The organism is Streptomyces sp. 11x1 (assembly GCF_032598905.1).
Taxonomy (GTDB): Bacteria; Actinomycetota; Actinomycetes; order Streptomycetales; family Streptomycetaceae; genus Streptomyces.
This window is the reverse complement of record NZ_CP122458.1, coordinates 2,398,571-2,419,941: the sequence shown is the minus strand read 5'-3', so window position 1 is coordinate 2,419,941 and position 21,371 is coordinate 2,398,571. Positions and strand designations below refer to the sequence as shown.

Genomic DNA, 21,371 nt, shown 5'->3' with positions numbered 1-21,371 from the left:
GTTACATGGAGCGCCCTCAGAGGCGCGAGGCTGTATCGACATGCGGCTCCGCCGCGTGTGCGCGACCGGCCGAAACGAACCCGCGGTCCGTACGGCGCTCAGGGGGCAGTCGCGGTGGACCCTCTCGGAACCAGCACAGGCGTAGCCACCGGATGCGAATCCCCACCCCCACCGATCACCTCGAACAACGTCCGCGCCACCTCCGCCCCGAACCCGTGCACGTCATGACTCATCGCGGACAGCGTCGGCCGCGTCAGCCGGCACAACTGCGAGTCGTCCCACGCCAGCAACGACACCTCCTCCGGCACCCGCACCCCCATCTCCGCCGCCACCGACAACCCCGCCACCGCCATGATGTCGTTGTCGTAGACGATCGCCGTAGGACGATCACCCCCCGCCCCGGTCAGCAGCGACCGCGTCGCCCGCGCCCCCGCCTCCCCGGAGAAGTCGGTCGCCACCTGCCGTGCGCCGGCCAGCCGCAACTCCCGGGCCGCCTGGTCGAACGCCGCCGTACGAATGGCCGTGTGCCCCAGCGCGGCCGCGCCTCCCACCCGCGCGATCCGCCGGTGCCCCAGCGCCGCCAGATACCGCACCGCCTCCGTCACGGCGGTCGCGTCGTCCGTCCACACCGACGTGAGCCCGCCGGTCAGCGAGGGATGCCCGACGGCCACCGCAGGCACCCCCAGCCGCTCCACCGCGGCCACTCTGGGGTCGTCCGCGCGGAAGTCGACGAGGATCGACCCGCTGACCTGCCGCCCCCGCCACCACGCGTCCTGGAGCCCCACCTCCTCCTCCAGGTTCCGCACCAGCCGCAGCAGCAGCGAGCAGGACCGCTCGGTCAGCACGCTCTCCACACCGGAGACGAACTCCATGTAGAACGGTTCGAGCCCGAGCTGCCTGGCGGGCCGGCAGATCGCCAGCCCCACCACGTCGACCCGCTGACTCGACAGAGACCGCGCCGCCAGGTTGGGCGCCCAGCCGAGCTCCCGCGCCGCCGCGAAGATCCGGTCCCGCGTGGCGTCGGACAGCCCCGGCTTCCGGTTGAACGCGAGCGACACCGCCCCCTTGGACACCCCGGCGAGTGCCGCGACGTCCCTGATGGTCACGCGCGGGGTCGGTGCCGGCGGCGGACCGGGCGGCGGTGACGGTGGCGGAGTCGGCGAGGTGCTCATCGGGCGGGCTCCACGCAGTACAGGGCCCGCCGCGCGTCCTCCACGTCCGGCACGGCCTCCAGTCCGCGCACCCCGATGGTCACCCGCTCACCCGGCAGCAGGGTGACCAGTCCGGTGTCGGCCCGCGCCACGGGCCCCAGCCGGTCCGCCTGCAGCAGCAGGTCCCGCACCAGCGTCCGCGCCGTCACGGTCACCCAACCCGGCCCGACCTCGACCTCGAACTCCGGCCTCGCATAAGGCACTTCACGATCCGGCAGGGGGAAGTGCACCGCCCGCAGCGACTTCTCCCCGTCACGCCCGTCGGCCACCAGGAACTCCTTCGCCCCCACGGGCTCCACCTCGCGCGGCACCCGCACCTCGGCCACCGTACGCGCGGCGGCGGACACTTCCACCGCCGCCTCGGCGAGGACGTTCCCCTCCACGGTGATCCGCCGCAACCGCAGACCACCCGGGGCCCACGGCTCACCCGACTGGTTCACCACGGCCAACACCAGTCCCGTGCCTCGCACTTGAAGCGTCAGCAGCCGGTCCGCGTACAGCCGGCGCAGCTCGTGGTACAGCGGCTTCTCCCGCCCGTCCCCGTCGACCGCCGCCCACGAGGTCACCGGCCAGCAGTCGTTGAGCTGCCACACGACCGTGCCCGCGCACACCGGCCAGTGCGACCGCCAGTGCTCGATCCCGGCCGCGATCGCCCGCGCCTGGTTGACCTGCGTCAGATAGTGCCAGCGGTCGAAGTCCCCGTCCGGCACGACGAAATGACGCGCGAGCCCCCGCTGAAGCTTCCCGTTCCCGTCCTCGGCCTTCTGGTGGTGCAGCATGCCGGGGGAATCGGGCGCGAGTTCCTCACCCGGCAGCGCCCGCCGCAAGGTCGCGTACGCGGGCGGCGCCTGCCACCCGAACTCGGCGACGAACCGCGGCACCTCGGACCGGTACTCCGCGTAGTCCTCCCGGTTCCACACCTCCCAGGAGTGGTGCGTGCCGTGCGCCGGGTCGTTCGGATGCCGGTCCCACGACCCCGACCAGGGGCTGCCCGCCGTGTACGGCCGGGTCGGGTCCAGCTCCGCGACCACCCGCGGCAGCAGCCCCAGGTAGTACCCCTCGCCCCACGACTCCCCGGCGAGCCGCTCCTCCCAGCCCCAGTCCCGGAACCCCCACAGGTTCTCGTTGTTGCCGTTCCACAGCACCAGCGAGGGGTGCGGCATCAGCCGTACGACGTTCTCCCGCGCCTCGGCCTCCACCTCGCCCCGCAGCGGCTGCTCCTCCGGGTAGGCCGCGCACGCGAACGGGAAGTCCTGCCAGACCAGCAGCCCCAGCTCGTCGCAGACGTCGTAGAAGTCCTCGCTCTCGTAGATTCCGCCGCCCCAGATCCGTACGAGATCGACACCGGCTCCGGTCGCCTGGCCCAGCCGCTCCCGGTACCGCTCGCGCGTGACGCGGGAGGGAAAGACGTCGTCCGGGATCCAGTTCACCCCGCGCGCGAACAGCCGCTCCCCGTTGACGACGAGCGTGAACGCGGTCCCGTGCTCATCGGCGCCCCGGTCCAGCTCCACAGTCCGGAACCCGACCCGCCGCCGCCAGACATCGAGCGCGTCACTCTCGCCGTAGAGGGTCAACTCGACCTTGTACAGGGGTTGTTCACCGTAGCCGCGGGGCCACCACAGCTCCACGCCCGGCACCTCCAGCCGTACGGTGCCGCTCGTCCCCTCGACCTCCGCGACCGCGGCGACACCCCCCACCCGGGCCTCCAGCCGCAGCCCCGCCTCGACGGCCGCCCGCTCCACGTCGACGAGCAGCTCCACCCGGCCCGTCGTCCCCTCGACGGTCACCAGCGGCCGCACCCGGGCGATCCGGGCGGTGGACCACCGCTCCAGCCGAACGGGCCGCCAGATCCCCGCGGTCACCAGGGTCGGGCCCCAGTCCCAGCCGAAGGAGCAGGCCATCTTCCTGATGAACTGGAACGGCTGCGGATAGGCGTTCGGCCGGTCGCCGAGCCGTTCGCGCACCGCCTCGGCCTCGGCGTACGCGGAGGCGAAGCGCACCGAGAGCAGACCGCTCATACCGGTGACGTCGAAGCGGTACGAGCGATGCATGTTCCGTACCGAGCCGAGGAGCCGTCCGTCGAGCCGGATCTCGGCAGCGGTGTCGAGCCCGTCGAAGACCAGATCGGTCTGGTCGTGCCCGCCGGCCGCGCCGCCCCCGGGCAGCTCGACCTCGTACGTCCACTCGCGGCGCCCCACCCACGCCACCGCGTCCTCGTTCCGGCCGAGGAAGGGATCCGGGATCAGGCCCGCGGCCAGCAGATCCGTGTGCACGCACCCGGGCACCGCGGCGGGCAGTGGTCCCTGGTCGTGCCGGAGGATCCAGCCCTCGGCGAGCGGTGTGGCGTCCAGCATGCGCACTCCCTAAACCGGTCCAGTCAGTGAGCCGACACAGTCGCGAAATCTTTCGGCAGCCTTGGCGAAATAGGGACTTTACCGGTTCAGTGACGGGCTGCCAGAGTGCCGAACCAGCCATCCCACCCGTGCTCGTCCGTCCCGAACGGAGCTGGTGCACATGAACCACCGGAAGACGCTCACCGGAACACTGCTGGCGGCCGCGCTCCTCGCGTCGGGCTGCACCGGCGGCGGAGGAAGCGCGAAGGGCGCCGACGCCGAGGCGGCCGACGACCCGGCACAGGTGTCCGGATCCATCACGGTCCTCACCCACCGGACGGACCTCGTGCAGGACGGCACGATGAAGAAGTACGCCGAGGACTTCAACAAGACCTATCCGAAGGTGAAGGTCACGTTCGACGGGATCACCGACTACGAGGCCGAAGTCAAGATCCGGATGAACACCGACAACTACGGCGACGTCCTCATGATCCCGTCCGTGATCCAGAAGAACGACTACCCGAAGTTCTTCGCCTCGCTCGGTACCCAGAAGGAACTGAGCGAGAAGTACCGCTTCACCGGCTTCACCGCGGTCGACGGCAAGGTCTACGGACAGAGCCCGATGGGCGCGACCCCGGGCTTCCTCTACAACAAGCGGATCTGGACCGAGGCCGGAGTCACCGAATGGCCCACCACCCCGGCGGAGTTCCTCACCGCCCTGAAGGCCGTCAAGGCCAAGACCGACGCCGTCCCGTACTACACCAACTTCGCCGCCCAGTGGCCGCTGACCCAGTGGACGTACGTCAACGGCTCGGTCAGCTGCGACACCGAGGCCACCACCCGCCTCGCCGAGGGCAACCCCTGGGGTGAGGACGGCGAACTACGCGTGGCCGACCGGCTGTTGTACGACATCGTCGACCAGGGCCTGATCGAGAAGGACCCGGCGACCACCAACTGGGAGAACTCCAAACCCCAGTTGGCCAAGGGGGAGATCGCCACGGCCTGGCTCGGCAGCTGGGCGGTCATCCAGTTCCGGCAGGCGGCCGAGAAGGCCGGGGCCGACCCCGACGACATCGGCTTCATGCCCTTCCCCGCCCGGGTCGACGGCAAGGCCTGCGCGACCGCCAACCCCGACTACAACCAGGCCGTCAGCATCCACTCCGGGCACAAGGAGGCCGCCCGCGCCTGGGTCGACTGGTTCACCGAGAAGTCGGGCTACGCGGCGGACAACCTCTCCATCTCCACACTGAAGGACGCCCCGCTGCCCGAGGTGCTCAAGCCCTACGAGGAGCAGGGCGTCGAACTGATCGAACTGGACGACACCGCGGGCGGCAAGGTCAAGGCCATCGACAGCGCCTCCGAGGTCGGCATCAACGGCCCCGCCTACCGCCAGGAACTGGTCGACATCGCCCGCGACGCCAAGGACGGCGACATCGACGACTTCCTCGACGACCTCGGCAAGCGCTGGACCGAGGCAGCGAAGACCGTGGGGTCCTGATGCCCCAGGCGCGTACGACACACCCCTCGCACGCGACGGAGAGGGCGGCGCGGCCCCAGGCGGCTGCGCCCCGGCCCCCCACGCCCCGGCGCGCCCCTCGCGGGGCGCGCCTGCGGCGCGGGCTCACCCCCTGGCTCTTCCTGGCCGTCCCGCTGGCCCTGCTGATCACCTTCACCTACGCGCCGGTCGCCAACATGCTGGCGTACAGCTTCACCGACTGGGACGGCGTCAGCCCCGAGTTGCACTACACCGGCACCGACAACTACGTCGAGATCTTCACCCGCCCCGAGCTGTTCCGGGTCTTCCTCGTCAGCGGCTACTACCTGGCCGCGTCGGCCGTGCAGATAGCGCTCGCCCTGTACTTCGCGACGATCCTCAGCTTCGACGTCCGCTTCCGGAATCTCTTCAAGGGCGTCCTGTTCTTCCCGTACCTGATCAACGGCGTCGCGATCGGCTTCGTCTTCCTCTACTTCTTCCAGGACGGCGGCACCCTCGACTCGGTCCTCGCCCTCTTCGGCCACGAGCCGGACCGCGCCTGGCTGGGCACGGAGACCTCCGCGAACGTCTCCCTCGCCGGCGTCTCGGTGTGGCGCTACCTGGGCCTGAACTTCGTGCTCTTCCTCGGCGCGATCCAGTCGATCCCGGGGGAGCTGTACGAGGCGGCCGAACTCGACGGCGCGAGCCGCTGGCACCGGTTCCGGTACATCATCGCGCCCGGCATCCGACCGGTCCTGAGCCTGAGCGTGATCCTGTCGATCTCCGGCTCGCTCTCGGTCTTCGAGATCCCGTACATCATGACGGGCGGCGCCACCGGCACCGAGACGTTCGTGATCCAGACCGTCAAGCTCGCCTTCCAGTTCAACAAGACGGGCCTCGCGTCAGCCGCCGCGGTCGTCCTGCTGCTGATCATCCTGGCGGTGACGTGGCTGCAACGCCGACTGGTCCCCGATGACAGGGTGGACCTCGTATGACGACGCCGACACCCGTGCTGCGCAGGCGAGTCGCCCGCTCGCTCACCTATCTGTCCCTGGTCGGCGCGTCGGCCGTGGTCCTGCTGCCGCTGCTGGTGGTCCTGCTGACCTCGCTGAAGACGGAACGGGAGATGGCGGCCGGCGACGGCGCCCTCACCCTGCCGGACAACTTCCTGAACCTGGAGAACTACGTCACGGCCTTCCGCGACGGCGAGATGCTCGCCGCCTTCGGCAACACGGCCTTCATCCTCTTCTTCGCCATCACCGGAACGGTCCTCATCGGCTCGATGGCGGCCTACGCGATCGACCGTTTCACCTTCCGCTTCCGGAAACTGGTCGTCGCGCTCTTCCTGGTCGCCACCCTCGTCCCCGGTGTCACCACCCAGGTCGCCACCTTCCAGATCGTCGACAGCTTCGGCATGTTCGACACCCTCTGGGCGCCGATCGCCCTCTACATGGGCACCGACATCGTCTCGATCTACATCTTCCTGCAGTTCGTGCGGGCGATCCCGGTCTCCCTGGACGAGGCCGCCCGCCTGGACGGCGCCAACGCCTTCACGATCTACCGCAGGATCATCCTGCCCCTGCTCAAACCGGCGATCGCCACGGTCGTCATCGTCAAGGGGATCACGGTCTACAACGACTTCTACATCCCGTTCCTCTACCTGCCGTCCGACGACCGAGGCGTCATCTCCACGTCCCTGTTCCGCTTCAAGGGCCCCTTCGGAGCCCACTGGGAGACGATCTCGGCAGGAGCGGTCCTGGTGATCCTGCCGACCCTGATCGCCTTCCTGCTGCTCCAGAGATTCATCTACAACGGCTTCATGAGGGGAGCGACGAAGTAAGGGTGCCTGGACAGCCGCCGGAACCCCTGAGGGGCGCGGGGCTGTTTCGACATGCGGCTCCGCATGCGGCTCCGCCGCGTGGGCGCGACCAGCCACGGCGGCTCCGCATGCGGCTCCGCCGCGTGGGCGCGACCAGCCACGAATTACCCGCACCCGCCGAACAACGCAACCTCTACGGCGACTAGGCACCCTTGGTCTTCGCCACCGCCGCCATCGCCCCCACCAACACCGGCGTCACCAACTCCACCTGCCAGGCCCGAGCCCCGTATCCCGCCAGCGCCGCGGAGATCGACTCGGCGTCAGCCGTGGCCGGCGGCTCCCAGCACAACCGCCGCACCGTGTCCGGAGTGATCAGATTCTCCTGCGGCATGGTGAGCTGCTCCGCCAGCGCGGACACCCCGGCCCGCGCCGCGGACAGCCGCGCCGCCGCCGCAGGGTCCTTGTCGGCCCACGCCTTCGGCGGCGGCGGCCCCGTCACCGGCTGCCCGTGCGCCGGCAGCGCGGAGTCCGGCAGGGCCCTGGCCCGGTCCACCGCGGCCTGCCACTGCTCCAGCTGCCGTCGTCCCATCCGGTGTCCGAACCCGGGCAGCGCGGCCAGCGCGTGCGCGTTGACCGGCAGGGCCAGCGCCGCCTCGACGATCGCCGCGTCGCTCAGCACCTTCCCCGGCGACACGTCGCGCCGCCGGGCGATGCGGTCCCGCGCCTCCCACATCTCCCGGACGACCGCCATCTGCCGGCGCCGCCGCACCTTGTGCATGCCGGACGTCCGCCGCCAGGGGTCCTTGCGGGGTTCGGCGGGCGGCGCGGAGGCGATCGCGTCGAACTCCTGCCGCGCCCACTCCAGCTTCCCCTGCCGGTCCAGCTCCTTCTCCAGGGCGTCCCGCAGGTCCACCAGGAGTTCCACGTCGAGCGCGGCGTAGCGCAGCCACGGCTCGGGCAGCGGGCGGGTGGACCAGTCGACCGCGGAGTGGCCCTTCTCCAGGACGTAGCCGAGGACGCCCTCGACCATCGCGCCGAGACCGACCCGGGGGAAGCCCGCGAGCCGCCCGGCCAGCTCGGTGTCGAAGATCTGCGTCGGCACCATGTCTATCTCGCGCAGACAGGGCAGGTCCTGGGTGGCCGCGTGCAGCACCCACTCCACGCCGGAGAGCGCCTCGCCGAGGCCGGAGAGGTCGGGGCAGGCGACGGGGTCGATGAGCGCGGTGCCCGCGCCCTCGCGGCGCAGCTGCACCAGATAGGCCCGCTGACCATAGCGGTAACCGGACGCGCGTTCGGCGTCCACGGCGACGGGGCCGGAGCCGGCGGCGAAGGCGGCGATCACCGCGGCGAGCGAGGATTCGTCGGCGATCACGGCCGGAATGCCCTCCCTCGGCTCCAGCAAAGGGATCGGCGCCCCCGCTTCAGAGGATCCGCCGTCGTCCGGAGGGGCGCCTCCGGTGGTTCGCAGGGTCCTGTCTGCTGCGGTCTCTTGGGCGTCGGTCACCTGTCAAGGGTATCCGTGTATGGACATGGCCCGCCGACGGAACGTTCCGCCGACGGGCCTTGTGGGGTCGTAAACCAGTCACGTGTCACACGTGTCAGTGAATGTTCCCGGCGAACCGGGAGGGACTGGATATATGGGGGAAATGCCGTCCTCTCGCCGCTTCGGAGGTCCCGGTGTCAGTGGATGATCCCGGTGCGCAGGGCCACCGCCACCATTCCGGCACGGTCACCGGTGCCGAGCTTGCGTGCGATTCGGGCCAAGTGGCTCTTGACCGTGAGCGCGGACAGGCCCATGGAGACGCCGATCGCCTTGTTCGACTGGCCCTCCGCGACCAGGCGCAGCACCTCGACCTCGCGTCCCGACAGCTCCCGGTAGCCGCCCGGGTGGCTCGGGGCGCCCGGGGGGCGGCGGTGCATACGGGCGGCGGAGCCGATGGGGGCGGCACCGGGGCGGGTGGGCAGTCCGATGTTGGTGCGGGTGCCGGTGACGACGTATCCCTTGACGCCGCCGGCGAGGGCGTTGCGGACGGCGCCGATGTCGTCGGCGGCGGAGAGGGCGAGGCCGTTGGGCCACCCCGCCGCGCGGGTCTCGGAGAGGAGGGTGAGGCCGGAACCGTCCGGCAGGTGAACGTCTGCGACGCAGATGTCACGCGGGTTGCCGACGCGGGGACGGGCCTCGGCGATGGACGAGGCCTCGATCACGTCGCGGACCCCGAGGGCCCACAAGTGCCTGGTGACGGTGGACCGGACCCGGGGATCCGCCACCACCACCATGGCGGTCGGCTTGTTCGGACGGTAGGCGACCAGGCTTGCGGGCTGCTCGAGGAGAACGGACACCAGGCCTCCTGGGGTGCGGGACGGGGGCCGGCTCGCTGGGCTCGTGGGGTCGAAGCCGGGACGAACCGTGCTTTCAAGGTCACAGAGGTCTTCGGCATCAAACCTCTGCTCCTTTAGAGAATGATCACGATTTGGTGAGTAACAATACGTGCAATTAGGACAAATCTTCGATCATTCGAAGACCGAACGGTGTCGCTTCATGTCGATACAAGGCCGAAAGTGGCCGTATCGACAAAGTGATGGTTTCGATCGGCGTGGTGGCTCGCACGCGAAAGGACCGTGCTCCGGCGGAGCACGGTCCTTCGAGGCGGGAAGGGTTCAGCGGGACTGCGGGCCCCGCCGTTGCGGCAGCGACACCACCGCCGCGTCCCCGGGGTCGACCGCCGGAGGCAGGCCCGCGATCTGGGCGAGCAGGTCGCACCAGGAGGCGAGGTGCGCGGCGGTGTCGGGCACCCCGCCCAGGACCTCGCGCGGGGTCCACGACGCCCGGATCTCGATCTGCGACGCGGCCGGCCGCGTCGCCAGCCCGCCGAAGTAGTGCGAGCTCGCCCGCGTCACCGTCCCGCTCGGCTCCCCGTACGACAGCCCCCGGGACTGCAGCGCGCCGGTCAGCCACGACCAGCACACCTCCGGCAGCAGCGGATCGGCGGCCATCTCGGGCTCCAACTCCGCACGGACCAGGGTCACCAGGCGGAACGTGCCCTGCCAGGCGTCGTGGCCCGCCGGGTCGTGCAGCAGCACCAGCCGGCCGTCGGCCAGGTCCTCGTCGCCCTCGACGACCGCGGCCTCCAGGGCATACGCGTACGGCGCGAGCCGCTGGGGCGGCTTGGTCGACTCGATCTCGATCTCCGGCCGCAGCCGTGGGGCCCGCAGCGCTTCGACGGCGGAGCGGAACGGCAGCGGTGCCGTCTCCCTCGCATCGCGCTCCCCCTCCCTCGCGTCGTCCATCCCGCCAGCGTCGTCCGACAGTCGTCCCTGAGCCGCAGCCATGCCGGAACATTAAGGGGAACGGGGCCCGGGCGCAGGGCAAGACACCCGTGCGCTGGGTCACGGTCGCATCGCGCTGAGCGAACGCGGGCCGCGCCGACCCGTCGTCCACGGGGCGGGCCGTCGCTGTCAAGCGGGCGTGCGAGACTTTGCCTCGTGAGTGCCAACGCCAGCCCCTCGGGCCACCAGCCGACCGCCACGTACAACTCAGCCTTCCTGAAGGCGTGCAGGCGCGAGCCCGTGCCGCACACACCGGTGTGGTTCATGCGGCAGGCCGGGCGCTCGCTCCCCGAGTACCTGAAGGCGCGCGAGGGCATCCCGATGCTGGAGTCGTGCATGCGGCCCGAGCTGGTCACGGAGATCACCCTCCAGCCGGTCCGCCGGCACCGGGTGGACGCGGCGATCTACTTCAGCGACATCGTCGTCCCGCTCAAGGCCATCGGCATCGACCTCGACATCAAGCCCGGCGTCGGACCGGTCGTCGAGAAGCCGATCCGCAGCCGCGCCGACCTCGCCCAGCTGCGCGACCTGACCCCCGAGGACGTCTCCTACGTCACCGAGGCCATCGGGCTGCTCACCGCCGAACTCGGCGAGACCCCCCTCATCGGTTTCGCGGGGGCCCCGTTCACCCTCGCCAGCTACCTCGTCGAGGGCGGCCCGTCCCGCACGTACGAGAACGCCAAGGCGATGATGTACGGCGACCCCGAGCTCTGGGCCGACCTGCTGGACCGCCTCGCCGACATCACGTCCGCGTTCCTCAGGGTGCAGATCGAGGCGGGCGCCTCCGCCGTCCAGCTCTTCGACTCCTGGGCCGGAGCGCTGGCCCCGGCGGACTACCGCCGCTCGGTGCTGCCCGCCTCCGCGAAGGTCTTCCGGGCCGTCGAGTCCTACGGCGTCCCCCGCATCCACTTCGGCGTCGGCACCGGCGAACTGCTGGGCCTCATGGGCGAGGCCGGCGCGGACGTCGTCGGCGTCGACTGGCGCGTCCCGCTCGACGAGGCCGCCCGCCGCGTCGGCCCCGGCAAGGCGCTCCAGGGCAACCTCGACCCGACCGTCCTGTTCGCCGGCACGAAGGCCGTCGAGGCCAAGACCCGCGAGGTCCTCGACACCGCCGCCGGCCTGGAGGGCCACGTCTTCAACCTCGGCCACGGCGTCATGCCCAGCACCGACCCGGACGCCCTGACCCGCCTCGTGGAGTACGTCCACACGCGGACGGCCCGCTAGGCGGTCACCCCTCGCGCCCGGGCCTCACCACCCCGGCCGCGCCCGTCTGCCGAAGAGCAGGCCGCGTGGCTCGGGCGGGGGTGGGGTGCCGGGGCGCAGGGGCCAGGCGAGGAGCATGCCGGCGACGAAGCCGACCAGGTGGGCCGCGTAGGCCACCGTGCCGATGTCGGAGACGCTCTCGCCGGACGAGTACACGGCCTGGAGCACGAACCAGGAGCCCAGCACCAGCCACGCGGGCAGTCTCAGCGGCAGGAAGACCAGGAACGGGACGAGGACCCAGACCCTTGCCTTCGGGTAGAGGACGAGATAGGCGCCGAGGACCCCCGCGATCGCACCTGAGGCGCCGATCAGGGGCTCACCGGAGTCGGCGTTGAGGAGGGCGTAGCCGTACGACGCCGCGTACCCGCAGGCCACGTAGAACAGGGCGAACCGTATGTGGCCCAGCCGGTCCTCGATGTTGTTGCCGAAGATCAGCAGGAACAGCATGTTGCCCAGCAGGTGCAGCCAGCCGCCGTGCAGGAACAGGGCGGTGAGGACGGACAGCGCGGGCGACTTGTCGTAGCCCGGCGGGCCGAGCGCGCAGCCGCCCGACGGGGCGAGCTCGCCGGTGGGCACCAGCCGCGGCAGCTGATGGCGGATCAACTCCTGGGGTATCGCCGCGTACTGCTCCAGGAACGCCTGCGTATGGCACAGCCGGGCCACTTCGCTGTCGCCCGGCACGGAGCCGGCTAGACCCGGCATGAAGACGAAGACGAAGACGTTCGCGGCGATCAGGGCGTAGGTCACGTAGGGCGTGCGGCCCGCGGGGTTCACGTCATGGACGGGGATGACCACACCGGACTTGTGCCCCGGATATGCGGCCGGAATCAGCATCTCGGGGGTGGTGCGGGCCGGGCGTGGGATCGGTGTCGGCGCCGGTGAACATGCGGGGCGGGCGGTGCGTATGACTTCTCAACCGCGGATCTACGTATCTACGTGAGGAACAGGCGATGAACGACCGAGTTACTCCGCCGATGCACGCCACCCCCGATGGTGAGGCCGAGATCTCGTTGGTGGTGCGGCTGCCCTGGGAAGACGTGGCCGCGCTCGGCCAGGAGGCCGGGCGGCTGGCCGCGCGGATGCAACGGCCGGTGACGCTGGACGAGGCCGTGAGCCATCGGTTGCGGTCGGCCCGGCCGGCGGCGCACGCGAAGCCAGCCGCGGCCGCGGCCGCGGCGGCGCAGACGACGCCGGCTGCGGTGACCTCCGCTGTGACGTCGGCGGCGTCGGTGTCCTCGTTGCCCTCGCGTCCGCCGGCGGATCAGGCTCGGCAGGCCATAGATCGGATCACCGGTACGTCGGCCATGTGACGGGGGGTGGGAAGACGGGGGATCGCCGTAGGGGTGCTGTGTGTTGCCGGGTGCGGGCTCGTCGTGGCTGGTCGCGCAGTTCCCCGCGCCCCTCGAAGGCCTGCGGCTCGGCCCCTGATGCCAGGCGCCCATATCGTGGGGCAGTCCCTCATCAGGAGGCACCCCTCCTCACCGCCGTCGTCGCCTTTCTCGCCGCTACCAGGATCGGGTCCCAGACCGGGGAGAAGGGCGGCGCGTAGCCGAGGTCCAGTGCGGTCATCTGTTCCACCGTCATGCCCGCGGTGAGGGCCACCGCCGCGATGTCGACGCGCTTGCCCGCGCCCTCCCGGCCGACGATCTGGACGCCCAGGAGACGGCCGGTGCGGCGTTCTGCGAGCATCTTCACCGTCATGGGGGCGGCGCCGGGGTAGTAGCCCGCACGGCTCGTGGACTCGACGGTGACGCTGACGTACTGGAGGCCGGCCCGGTCGGCGTCCTTCTCCCGCAGGCCGGTGCGGGCGATCTCCAGGTCGCAGACCTTGCTGACGGCGGTGCCGACGACACCGGGGAACGTGGCGTAGCCGCCGCCGACGTTGGCGCCGATGATCTGGCCGTGCTTGTTGGCGTGGGTGCCGAGCGGGATGTGCCGCTCGCGGCCCGAGACCAGGTCCAGGACCTCCACGCAGTCGCCGCCGGCCCAGATGTTCGCGTGGCCCCGCACGCGCAGGGCGAGATCGGTGAGCAGCCCGCCGTGGTCGCCCAGGGGCAGTCCTGCCGCCTTCGCCAGGGTCGTCTCGGGGCGTACGCCGATGCCCAGCACCACCACGTCCGCCGGGTACTCGGCGTCCTCGGTGGCGACCGCGCGGACGCGGCCGTCGTCGTCGGTGCGCAGGGCGGTGACCTCGGCGTCGTCGACCATGGTGATGCCCAGGCCCTCCATGGCCTTGTGCACCAGCCGGCCCATGTCCGGGTCCAGGGTGGACATCGGCTCCTTGCCGCGGTTGACGACCGTGACCTCGTACCCCCGGTTGATGAGCGCCTCGGCCATCTCCACACCGATGTATCCCGCGCCGACGACCACCGCGCGACGGCCCTCGGTGGCGGTGAGCGTGTCCAGCAGGGCCTGACCGTCGTCCAGGGTCTGCACCCCGTGCACCCCGGTCGCGTCGACGCCGGGCAGGTCGGGGCGGATCGGGCGGGCGCCGGTCGCGATGACGAGCTTGTCGTACGCGGTCCAGGACTCGGTGCCCGTGTCGAGGTCCCGCGCCCGCACGCGGGAGCCCTCGACGTCGATCTCCACGACCTCCGTACGCATCCGCAGGTCGATGTCCCGGGCCCGGTGCTCCTCGGGCGAGCGGGCGATGAGCCGGTCGCGGTCGGGGACGTCACCGCCCACCCAGTAGGGGATGCCGCACGCCGAATAGGAGGTGAAGTGGCCCCGTTCGAACGCCACGATCTCCAGGGCGTCGGGGCCCTTCAGCCGGCGGGCCTGCGACGCGGCGGACATGCCCGCCGCGTCGCCTCCGACGACCACCAGGCGTTCCCTCGAACGTTCTTCAGCGCGGCTCGTGTTCATGGGAACAACGCTACGGGGGTCCCGCGTCCGGGGCCCGCGTCACCCCCGCTCCTGCCGCTCCTCGCGCTCCTCCTCGTCCGGCGCGGAGGCCGGGAGCGAGGCGGCCGCGCCGGCCGTGGCCGCCGCCGGCGCGGGCCGGCGGGAACGGGCGAGGCGGTACCACACGAGCAGCAGGAGCGCCGCGGCCACCGCGAAGGGCAGGACGGCGGCGAGCGCCAGGCCCAGCCAGCGGAAGACGGCGACGAACGCGTTCCACCCGCCGGCCAGGGCGTCCGCGAAGCCGGGGTCGTCGTCGACGGCGGCCTTCTTCACCGCGGTCTCGGACAGGGAGAGCGTGATCGTGGCCAGGCTGGTGCGGTCCTTCAGGGACTTCTGCTGGGCCAGCAGGGACTCCAGGTCGGCCTGACGAGTGCTCAACTCGCCCTCCAGGGTGACCACGTCGCCGAGTTTGGTCGCCTTGTCCATCAGTTCGCGGATCCGGGTCACACTCGCCCGCTGCGTCTTGATGCGGCTCTCCACGTCGACGACCTGGTCGGTGACGTCCTCGGCGTTCGTCCTCCGCTCGATCAGCTTGCCGGTGCCCTCCAGTTCGGTGAGGACCTCCTCGTACTTCTCGGCGGGCACCCTCAGGACGACCCTGGTGCGCTCGCGGTCCTTGCCGTCCCGGGTCGTGGACTCGCTGCCGACGAACCCGCCCGCGCCCTCGACGGCGGTGCGGGCCTCGTCCAGGGCCTTCGGCACGTCCTTGACCCGCACGGTCAGGGTGGCGGTACGGATGATGTGGCTCGGGCTGACGTTCGGTATGTCGGAGCCCTTGCCCTTGCCGGTGTAGTCGCTGCTGCCGCTCTGCTCGGAGAGGGCACCCTCCTGGCGGGCCGCGCCGTCGTCGGCCGCGGATTTGGCCTGGCCGCTCGTGGCGTCACCGCGGTCGCCGGAGCAGCCCGTCACTGCCAGGGCGGCGGCGAGGAACAAAGCCGCCAGGGCCGCCGCGGGCCGCCGGGAACGTCGTCCGTGTGCCTCTGCCATTGATCCGTGCGTCTCTGCCATTGAGATGTGCCCCCGAGGGTCGAGAAATCGCCTGTCTGCCTTGCTGACGGTCCTTTGACGCCGGAGCGGGCCGGAACGTTGGGCATGGGTCGTCGCGAAGCGGTCACGGTCGGGACTCGGCGGGGCCACGGCCGAGCCCCCGGTGGGCGGGACCGGCGCCATGGCTGTCGGTGACGTCTGAGAGGGTGGGAGCATGAGCGGATCACGTACGGACGTCGGGCGCGACGCCGGGCACGTCGTCGTCATCGGGGCGGGGATCGCGGGGCTGGCCGCCGCGCACGGGCTGCTGGACCGGGGCGCGAGAGTGACCGTCCTGGAGGCCTCGGACCGGGTCGGCGGCAAGCTGCTGCCGGGCGAGATCGCGGGCGCCCGCGTCGACCTCGGCGCCGAGTCGATCCTGGCCCGCCGGCCCGAGGCGGTCGCCCTCGCCCGGGAGGTCGGCCTCGCCGGCCGGCTCCAGCCGCCCGCCACCGCCACCGCCTCTCTGTGGACCCGGGGCGCCCTGCGCCCCATGCCCAAGGGGCACGTCATGGGCGTCCCCGGCACCGCGTCCGCCCTGGCCGGGGTCCTCTCCGAGGAGGGCCTGGCGCGCGTCGAGCGCGACGCCGACCTGCCGCGCACGGAGATCGGCGACGACGTGGCGGTGGGGGAGTACGTGGCCGCCCGCCTCGGCCGCGAGGTCGTCGACCGCCTCGTGGAGCCGCTGCTCGGCGGGGTCTACGCGGGCGACGCATACCGCATCTCGATGCGTTCGGCCGTCCCGCAGCTCTTCGAGGCCGCGCGGAACCACACCTCCCTGACCGAGGCCGTCCGGGGCATCCAGGAGCGGGCGGCCGCCGCCCGGCAGACCGGCCCGGTCTTCATGGGCATCGAGGGCGGCGTGGGGCAACTGCCGCTCGCGGTCGCCGAGTCGGTACGGGCCCGCGGCGCCGAGATCCTCACCCGCGCCCCCGTCACGGAACTGCGTCGGCGGTCATCGGGCGGCTGGCGCGTCGTCGCCGGAGGCGGCCCGGGCACGGGAGGCGCCGCGGACTCCGACGCCCGTGTCCTGCACGCCGACGCCGTCGTCGTGGCCGTCCCCGCGCCGGTCGCCGCCGGTCTGCTGCGCGCCGAGGCGCCCGAGGCCGCCACCGAGCTCGGGGCCGTCGAGTACGCCTCGATAGCCCTGGTCACCCTCGCCTACCGCCGCGCCGACGTCACCCTGCCCGAGGGCAGCGGCTTCCTGGTGCCGCCGGTCGACGGCCGCACCATCAAGGCGTCCACCTTCGCCTCCCAGAAGTGGGGCTGGATCGCCGACGAGAACCCGGACCTGCTGGTCCTGCGCACCTCGGTCGGTAGGTACGGCGAGACGGCGATCCTGGAGCACGACGACGCCCACCTGGTGGAGGTGTCGAGAACCGACCTGCGCGAGGCCACCGGCCTGACCGCCGCCCCCCTGGAGACCCGCGTCACCCGCTGGGACGACGGCCTGCCGCAGTACCCGGTCGGCCACCACGCGCGCGTGGCCCGCCTCCGCGAGCACCTCGGCAAGCTGCCCGGGCTCGCGGTCTGCGGCGCGGCGTACGACGGCGTCGGCATCCCGGCGTGCGTCGCGAGCGCCGCCGCCGCGGTCGACCAGATCCACGGTGACCTGCGGGCCGTGCGGCACCTCACGGCCCACCCGGTGCAGAGCCTGCACGGCGGAGCGGGAGAATGAGACCCATGAGCGACGACGCCCCCACCACCGAGTCCGGCCGGATCCCGAACAAGGGCAAGCTGGCCAAGGACCTCAACGAGGTCATCCGTTACACGCTGTGGTCCGTCTTCAAGCTGAAGGACGTGCTGCCGGAGGACCGCGCCGGTTACGCCGACGAGGTCCAGGAGCTGTTCGACCAGCTCGCCGCCAAGGACGTGACCATTCGCGGTACGTACGACGTGTCGGGTCTGCGCGCCGACGCCGACGTCATGATCTGGTGGCACGCCGAGACCAGCGACCAGCTCCAGGAGGCGTACAACCTCTTCCGCCGCACCCGGCTGGGCCGCGCGCTGACCCCGGTGTGGTCGAACATGGCGCTGCACCGCCCCGCCGAGTTCAACCGCTCGCACATTCCGGCGTTCCTCGCCGACGAGACGCCCCGCGACTACGTCAGCGTCTACCCCTTCGTGCGCTCCTACGACTGGTACCTGCTGCCCGACGAGGACCGCCGCCGGATGCTCGCCGACCACGGCAAGATGGCCCGCGGCTACCCCGACGTCCGGGCCAACACGGTCGCCTCGTTCTCGCTCGGCGACTACGAGTGGATCCTCGCCTTCGAGGCCGACGAGCTGTACCGCATCGTCGACCTGATGCGGCACCTGCGTGCCTCGGAGGCCCGGATGCACGTCCGCGAGGAGGTCCCGTTCTACACCGGCCGCCGCAAGTCGGTGGCGGAACTGGTCGCGGGCCTCGCGTAGCCCGGCCTCGTGCAGAAGACCGGCCTCGCGTGGACCGTCTCCCGCGCCCCTGCTCGTTCTCAGGGGCGCGGGGAACCGCGCGATCAGCCTCTGAGGGCCCGCAGCTCCGGGACGGCCGCTCCGCCCCGCACGGCTCTCGGCTCCTGTTCGGGCCGCGCGGCGCACGCCGCCCTCCGTTCCGGCAGCCGCCCCCGCAGCAGGTACGCCTCCAGGTACCGGTTGACGCAGGTGTTGGACCCGCCCGCGACGCCGTGGTTGCCCGCGTCCCGCTCGGTCACCAGCACCGCGCCCCACAGCCGCCGGTGCAGCTCGATCGCCCCGTCGTACGGCGCGGCGGCGTCCCGCTCGGCCGCCAGGATCAGCGTCGGCGGCAGCTCCCCGGGCCCGGTCCGTACGTCGAGCGGCTGCTGCCGTGGGCCCTCCCAGTAGGCGCACGGCAGGTTGGTCCACACGTTGTCCCAGGTCTCGAAGGGCGCGGTCCGCGCGAGCCGGGTGTTGTCGCGGTTCCAGTCCTTCCACCGCGTCGGCCAGGGCGCGTCGTTGCACTCCACGGCCGTGTAGACGGCCTTCGTGTTCTCCTGCTCGGCGGCGGCCTCCGGGTACGGACCGGCGATCTGGATCAGCGGCTTCGGGTCGCCCTTCAGATACGCGGAGAGCGCCAGGGCACGCTGCGGCCAGTGGTCGTCGTAGTACGCGGCCTGGAGGAACGCGCCCTGCAACTGGCCCGGGCCCACCGTGCCGCCGGCGGGCCGGGCGGCCAGCCGCGCCGACGCCCGCTCGTAGCTGCGCAGCACCTTCCGGGGGGTGTCGCCCAGCCCGTAGACCCGGTGGTGCTTGGCCACCCAGGCACGGAAGTCCGCCCAGCGCCCCTCGAACGCGGCCGACTGGTCGAGGTTGTTGCGGTACCAGATCTGCTCGGGGGCCGGGTTCACGGCCGAGTCGAAGACCATCCGGCGGACGTGCGAGGGGAAGAGGGAGGCGTACAGCGCCCCGAAGTACGTCCCGTACGACGCCCCCATGAACGTCAGGCGTGGCTCGCCGAGCGCGGCGCGCAGGACGTCCAGGTCACGGGCGTTGTTGAGGGAGTGGTAGTGCCGCAGCGCGCTCCCGCTCCGCCGCGCGCAGCCTCGCGCGTACGCCTTGGCACGCGCGACGCGTTCCTTCTTGTACGACTCCGAGGGGTGCGTCGGCGCCGGTGCGGGCCCCCGGTGCAGGTGCTTCGGGTCCTGGCAGGACAGCGGTGCCGAGCGGCCGACCCCGCGCGGGGCGTAGCCGACGAGGTCGTACGCGGCGCCGATGCGCTTCCAGTCCGGGAGGTGGCCGATCAGGGGGAAGAACATCCCGGAGGCGCCGGGCCCGCCCGGGTTGAACACGAGCGCTCCCTGCCGGGCGACCTTCCTCCCCTTGGCGTCCTTCCCCCGGGCCTCGATCCGGCTGACGGTCAGTGAGATCTGCCGTCCGTCGGGCCGTGCGTAGTCGAGCGGCACCTTGACCGTCCCGCACTGCACCGTGGTCGGCAGCCCCTCCGCCGCCGGGCACTTCCCGAACCGGATGCCCTCGTCCGCGGCCCGCTCGGCCGCGACGGCGACCGCGTCCGCCGCCGTCCGGGTCATGTCCCCCTCGGCGGGCGCGGCGCCGAGGCCGCTCAGCACCACCGCCCCGACAGTCCCGTAGAGCACGGCAGCCCGCATGGCGAATCCCTCCGAAGCACGACAGCGACAAAGGGATGTTTGGCGTTAAACAGGGCGAATGTAAAGGACTGTCAGGGAGTGTCGCCGTCGCTATCGCCGTCGCTATCGCCGTCGCTATCGCCGTCGCTGCTCGAAGGCGGCCCGCAGTTCCGGGGACCCGACCGCCCCCACGCCCCAGACGGCCACGGAGACGAGATCCGCCAGGTCTCCGCCGCCCCGGCCCGCGACGGTCCGCAGCACCCGCGCCCCCTCCGGGGTCGCCCAGCGCGTACCCGGCTGCCTCTCGACCCGCGCGATGACCAGACAGCTGAGCGTCAGCACCAGCGGCAGCGCGAACCACAGCGCGACCAGCACGCGGTGTTCCTCGAACCCCTGCGCGGGCAGCAGCAGTGCCAGCGCCCCGAGTCCGCACACGCTCAGCGCGGCGCCCCGTACCTGGGTGACCGCGTCGGCCACGCTCGTGCGCGCGGCGTCGGGCACGGCCAGCCCTGCCGCGACGAGCCGGTCGGAGAGGCGGCGTACGGAGTCCGCGGCCGCGGCGGTCCGCCGTACGGGCGCTATCCGGGCCTGCCCGCCGGGGCCTATCGCGCCGATGACGGAGCGCTCCAGGTCGTCCCGTCCGTCCGGGTCCACGACCGTCACCCAGCCGGTGTGGGCGAGCAGGAGTCTGCGGTGGCCGGCCATGGAGACCAGGATGAGGTCGGCGACGCGGGCCGGCCCGCCGGACAGGAACGCCGCCTCGTACAGGGTGAGCCGGTGGCAGTGGTGGGCGTGGTCGACGCTGACGTCGGACTCGGCCGCCGCCGCGCGCATCGAGGTCAGACAGAGTCGGGCACAGGACACGCCGGCGGCGGCCCAGGCCAGCAGGAGGAAGAGGACCCAGAGCATGGCGCGTTTCTATGCGGCGGCCCCGGGCCGCACCCCCCGATGTCCGCAATCCGCAAGGAAGACGCCCGCTCTCTTCCGTTTGTTCGCGGCCACGGCCCGCAATTGCCAGGACCGGGCGGTGGCGGGCGGATCGGCGGGAGCGGTGCCGGGGCTCCCGCCTGGCTCAGTCGTCGTCCACCGGGCCGTTGGCCGCAGGGGGCAGGCTGTAGGTCGGTGACGGGTTCGGGCGGGGTGGGGTGGGTGAGGGGGTCACCGGGACCGGGGCGCCGGGGTCGGTCAGCGGGGTCGGCGGTGGGGGGGAGTTGGTGAGGGGCGGGGCGCTCGCGGACGCGGCGTCGCGGGCGATCGCGTCGTAGTCGACGAGCCCGGTGGCCTCCAGGACCTTGATGTGGTCGAGGACGGTGGTGTTGGCGTCTTCGGCGAGGTCACGGACCAGCGAGTTGCGGGTGGTGGCCCGGACCTGGGCAACCACGGAGAAGACCTTGCCGTGCGCCAGACGCAGGATGTTGGCGAACTCGCGGTCGTAGGTCTCGCCCTGCGCCGCCGTCAGCGTCTCCAGCCACTGCTTCTGCTGGTCGCTCGGCTGGTTGGGCAGGGGCACGGCGAGGCGCCCGGCGACATTGCGGACCCGCGCGTCGAGGAAGGCGTGGCCCTCGACGAGATGCTCGCCGGCGGTGCGTACGGCCTGGGTGCCGCCCTTGGTCTGGGCCTGCTGCCCGGCCGGCAGCTCCCACAGCCCCGCCAGTCTGACCTTGGTGATGAAGTCCCGGTCCAGGGCGGACAACGGGCCGTACTGCGTCGTCACGGTGGACGCGTTGAGCACGCTCACGCCGGTCCCGGAGCGGTCCGCGTACGACCAGATCGGGAAGAGCAACGCGACGAGCGTCGCCGTCAGTCCGGCGACGATGAGTCCTGTGCCACTGAACAGTCCTCCTCTGCCGTTGGTGGTTCGCATGGTGCCTCCTGCTCGCGGCACCGCACGCTAGTGCGCAACGGGTGCTGATCGGCCTACACACCGGC

The 21,371-nt window shown here is 71.9% G+C and carries 18 protein-coding genes; 7 read left to right on the top strand and 11 right to left on the bottom strand.

Annotated elements, in window-relative coordinates; all coding sequences use genetic code 11:
- Nucleotides 1-98: 98 nt before the first annotated feature.
- Nucleotides 99-1,172, bottom strand: a complete 1,074-nt coding sequence (locus P8T65_RS10760) for a LacI family DNA-binding transcriptional regulator (RefSeq protein ID WP_316725197.1) — start codon at nucleotides 1,170-1,172, stop codon at nucleotides 99-101.
- Nucleotides 1,169-3,565, bottom strand: a complete 2,397-nt coding sequence (locus P8T65_RS10755; protein ID WP_316725196.1) for a glycosyl hydrolase 2 galactose-binding domain-containing protein — start codon at nucleotides 3,563-3,565, stop codon at nucleotides 1,169-1,171. The genes P8T65_RS10760 and P8T65_RS10755 overlap by 4 nt, the downstream gene beginning before the upstream one ends.
- A 160-nt stretch (nucleotides 3,566-3,725) precedes the next feature.
- Between P8T65_RS10755 and P8T65_RS10750 the strand changes: the two genes are divergently transcribed.
- From P8T65_RS10750 to P8T65_RS10740, 3 genes are read left to right on the top strand one after another with little or no spacing between them, the layout of a single operon-like run.
- The gene (locus tag P8T65_RS10750) at nucleotides 3,726-5,042 is read left to right on the top strand and encodes an ABC transporter substrate-binding protein (protein ID WP_316725195.1); all 1,317 of its coding nucleotides are present in this window, start codon (nucleotides 3,726-3,728) and stop codon (nucleotides 5,040-5,042) included.
- On the top strand, nucleotides 5,042-6,013 hold the full coding sequence (locus tag P8T65_RS10745) for a sugar ABC transporter permease (RefSeq protein ID WP_316725194.1): 972 nt from the start codon (nucleotides 5,042-5,044) through the stop codon (nucleotides 6,011-6,013). The genes P8T65_RS10750 and P8T65_RS10745 overlap by 1 nt, the downstream gene beginning before the upstream one ends.
- Nucleotides 6,010-6,858, top strand: coding sequence for a carbohydrate ABC transporter permease (locus P8T65_RS10740; RefSeq protein WP_399098693.1), 849 nt, complete (start codon nucleotides 6,010-6,012; stop codon nucleotides 6,856-6,858). Before P8T65_RS10745 ends, P8T65_RS10740 begins: the two co-directional genes overlap by 4 nt.
- Nucleotides 6,859-7,039: 181 nt before the next feature.
- Here P8T65_RS10740 and P8T65_RS10735 read toward each other — a convergent pair whose 3' ends face one another.
- The 3 genes from P8T65_RS10735 to P8T65_RS10725 all read right to left on the bottom strand — a co-directional run bounded on the left by P8T65_RS10735 (nucleotide 7,040) and on the right by P8T65_RS10725 (nucleotide 10,125).
- A complete protein-coding gene (locus P8T65_RS10735; protein ID WP_316725193.1) occupies nucleotides 7,040-8,341 on the bottom strand; it encodes an HRDC domain-containing protein in 1,302 nt (433 codons plus the stop codon).
- A gap of 176 nt (nucleotides 8,342-8,517) precedes the next feature.
- Nucleotides 8,518-9,177 carry a response regulator transcription factor gene (locus tag P8T65_RS10730; protein WP_033529424.1) on the bottom strand — a complete coding sequence of 220 codons (660 nt, stop codon included), beginning with the start codon at nucleotides 9,175-9,177 and terminating at the stop codon, nucleotides 8,518-8,520.
- A 318-nt stretch (nucleotides 9,178-9,495) separates the two neighbouring features.
- Nucleotides 9,496-10,125, bottom strand: coding sequence for a DUF3000 domain-containing protein (locus P8T65_RS10725; RefSeq protein ID WP_316725192.1), 630 nt, complete (start codon nucleotides 10,123-10,125; stop codon nucleotides 9,496-9,498).
- A 195-nt stretch (nucleotides 10,126-10,320) separates the two neighbouring features.
- Between P8T65_RS10725 and hemE the strand changes: the two genes are divergently transcribed.
- A complete protein-coding gene (gene hemE / locus P8T65_RS10720; protein WP_316725191.1) occupies nucleotides 10,321-11,388 on the top strand; it encodes a uroporphyrinogen decarboxylase in 1,068 nt (355 codons plus the stop codon).
- A gap of 24 nt (nucleotides 11,389-11,412) precedes the next feature.
- Here the strand turns inward: hemE and P8T65_RS10715 are convergent, their stop codons facing one another.
- Nucleotides 11,413-12,222 carry a rhomboid family intramembrane serine protease gene (locus tag P8T65_RS10715; protein WP_230214058.1) on the bottom strand — a complete coding sequence of 270 codons (810 nt, stop codon included), beginning with the start codon at nucleotides 12,220-12,222 and terminating at the stop codon, nucleotides 11,413-11,415.
- A gap of 155 nt (nucleotides 12,223-12,377) precedes the next feature.
- On the opposite strand from P8T65_RS10715, the gene P8T65_RS10710 reads away from it, so the two are divergent.
- On the top strand, nucleotides 12,378-12,737 hold the full coding sequence (locus tag P8T65_RS10710; protein WP_316725190.1) for a hypothetical protein: 360 nt from the start codon (nucleotides 12,378-12,380) through the stop codon (nucleotides 12,735-12,737).
- Nucleotides 12,738-12,888: 151 nt separating this feature from the next.
- On the opposite strand, the gene P8T65_RS10705 is transcribed toward P8T65_RS10710, so the two are convergent.
- Both P8T65_RS10705 and P8T65_RS10700 read right to left on the bottom strand, forming a co-directional pair.
- A complete protein-coding gene (locus P8T65_RS10705; protein WP_316725189.1) occupies nucleotides 12,889-14,292 on the bottom strand; it encodes an FAD-dependent oxidoreductase in 1,404 nt (467 codons plus the stop codon).
- Nucleotides 14,293-14,331: 39 nt separating this feature from the next.
- The gene (locus P8T65_RS10700; protein WP_316725188.1) at nucleotides 14,332-15,318 is read right to left on the bottom strand and encodes a DUF4349 domain-containing protein; all 987 of its coding nucleotides are present in this window, start codon (nucleotides 15,316-15,318) and stop codon (nucleotides 14,332-14,334) included.
- Between the two features lie 214 nt (nucleotides 15,319-15,532).
- Between P8T65_RS10700 and hemG the strand changes: the two genes are divergently transcribed.
- Together hemG and hemQ are read left to right on the top strand one after the other, a co-directional pair.
- Nucleotides 15,533-17,035, top strand: a complete 1,503-nt coding sequence (gene hemG / locus P8T65_RS10695; RefSeq protein WP_316725187.1) for a protoporphyrinogen oxidase — start codon at nucleotides 15,533-15,535, stop codon at nucleotides 17,033-17,035.
- 5 nt (nucleotides 17,036-17,040) lie between these two features.
- The gene (hemQ, locus tag P8T65_RS10690; RefSeq protein ID WP_230213123.1) at nucleotides 17,041-17,772 is read left to right on the top strand and encodes a hydrogen peroxide-dependent heme synthase; all 732 of its coding nucleotides are present in this window, start codon (nucleotides 17,041-17,043) and stop codon (nucleotides 17,770-17,772) included.
- An 83-nt stretch (nucleotides 17,773-17,855) separates the two neighbouring features.
- Here the strand turns inward: hemQ and P8T65_RS10685 are convergent, their stop codons facing one another.
- From P8T65_RS10685 to P8T65_RS10675, 3 genes are all read right to left on the bottom strand, one after another.
- Nucleotides 17,856-19,463, bottom strand: a complete 1,608-nt coding sequence (locus P8T65_RS10685; RefSeq protein WP_316725186.1) for an alpha/beta hydrolase — start codon at nucleotides 19,461-19,463, stop codon at nucleotides 17,856-17,858.
- A 114-nt stretch (nucleotides 19,464-19,577) separates the two neighbouring features.
- Nucleotides 19,578-20,351 carry a TIGR04222 domain-containing membrane protein gene (locus P8T65_RS10680; protein ID WP_316725185.1) on the bottom strand — a complete coding sequence of 258 codons (774 nt, stop codon included), beginning with the start codon at nucleotides 20,349-20,351 and terminating at the stop codon, nucleotides 19,578-19,580.
- Between the two features lie 163 nt (nucleotides 20,352-20,514).
- Entirely contained in the window at nucleotides 20,515-21,306 is a 792-nt protein-coding gene (locus P8T65_RS10675) for a DUF4142 domain-containing protein (protein ID WP_316725184.1), read from the bottom strand.
- Between the last annotated feature and the right edge of the window lie 65 nt (nucleotides 21,307-21,371).

Bases quoted from the DNA above. Each gene is read 5' to 3' on its own strand.
- P8T65_RS10760 (WP_316725197.1), bottom strand. From the start codon at position 1,172: ATGAGCACCTCGCCGACTCCGCCACCGTCACCGCCGCCCGGTCCGCCG.
- P8T65_RS10755 (WP_316725196.1), bottom strand. From the start codon at position 3,565: ATGCTGGACGCCACACCGCTCGCCGAGGGCTGGATCCTCCGGCACGAC.
- P8T65_RS10750 (WP_316725195.1), top strand. From the start codon at position 3,726: ATGAACCACCGGAAGACGCTCACCGGAACACTGCTGGCGGCCGCGCTC.
- P8T65_RS10745 (WP_316725194.1), top strand. From the start codon at position 5,042: ATGCCCCAGGCGCGTACGACACACCCCTCGCACGCGACGGAGAGGGCG.
- P8T65_RS10740 (WP_399098693.1), top strand. From the start codon at position 6,010: ATGACGACGCCGACACCCGTGCTGCGCAGGCGAGTCGCCCGCTCGCTC.
- P8T65_RS10725 (WP_316725192.1), bottom strand. From the start codon at position 10,125: ATGGACGACGCGAGGGAGGGGGAGCGCGATGCGAGGGAGACGGCACCG.
- P8T65_RS10710 (WP_316725190.1), top strand. From the start codon at position 12,378: ATGAACGACCGAGTTACTCCGCCGATGCACGCCACCCCCGATGGTGAG.
- P8T65_RS10705 (WP_316725189.1), bottom strand. From the start codon at position 14,292: ATGAACACGAGCCGCGCTGAAGAACGTTCGAGGGAACGCCTGGTGGTC.
- P8T65_RS10700 (WP_316725188.1), bottom strand. From the start codon at position 15,318: ATGGCAGAGGCACACGGACGACGTTCCCGGCGGCCCGCGGCGGCCCTG.
- hemG (WP_316725187.1), top strand. From the start codon at position 15,533: ATGAGCGGATCACGTACGGACGTCGGGCGCGACGCCGGGCACGTCGTC.
- hemQ (WP_230213123.1), top strand. From the start codon at position 17,041: ATGAGCGACGACGCCCCCACCACCGAGTCCGGCCGGATCCCGAACAAG.
- P8T65_RS10685 (WP_316725186.1), bottom strand. From the start codon at position 19,463: ATGCGGGCTGCCGTGCTCTACGGGACTGTCGGGGCGGTGGTGCTGAGC.
- P8T65_RS10680 (WP_316725185.1), bottom strand. From the start codon at position 20,351: ATGCTCTGGGTCCTCTTCCTCCTGCTGGCCTGGGCCGCCGCCGGCGTG.
- P8T65_RS10675 (WP_316725184.1), bottom strand. From the start codon at position 21,306: ATGCGAACCACCAACGGCAGAGGAGGACTGTTCAGTGGCACAGGACTC.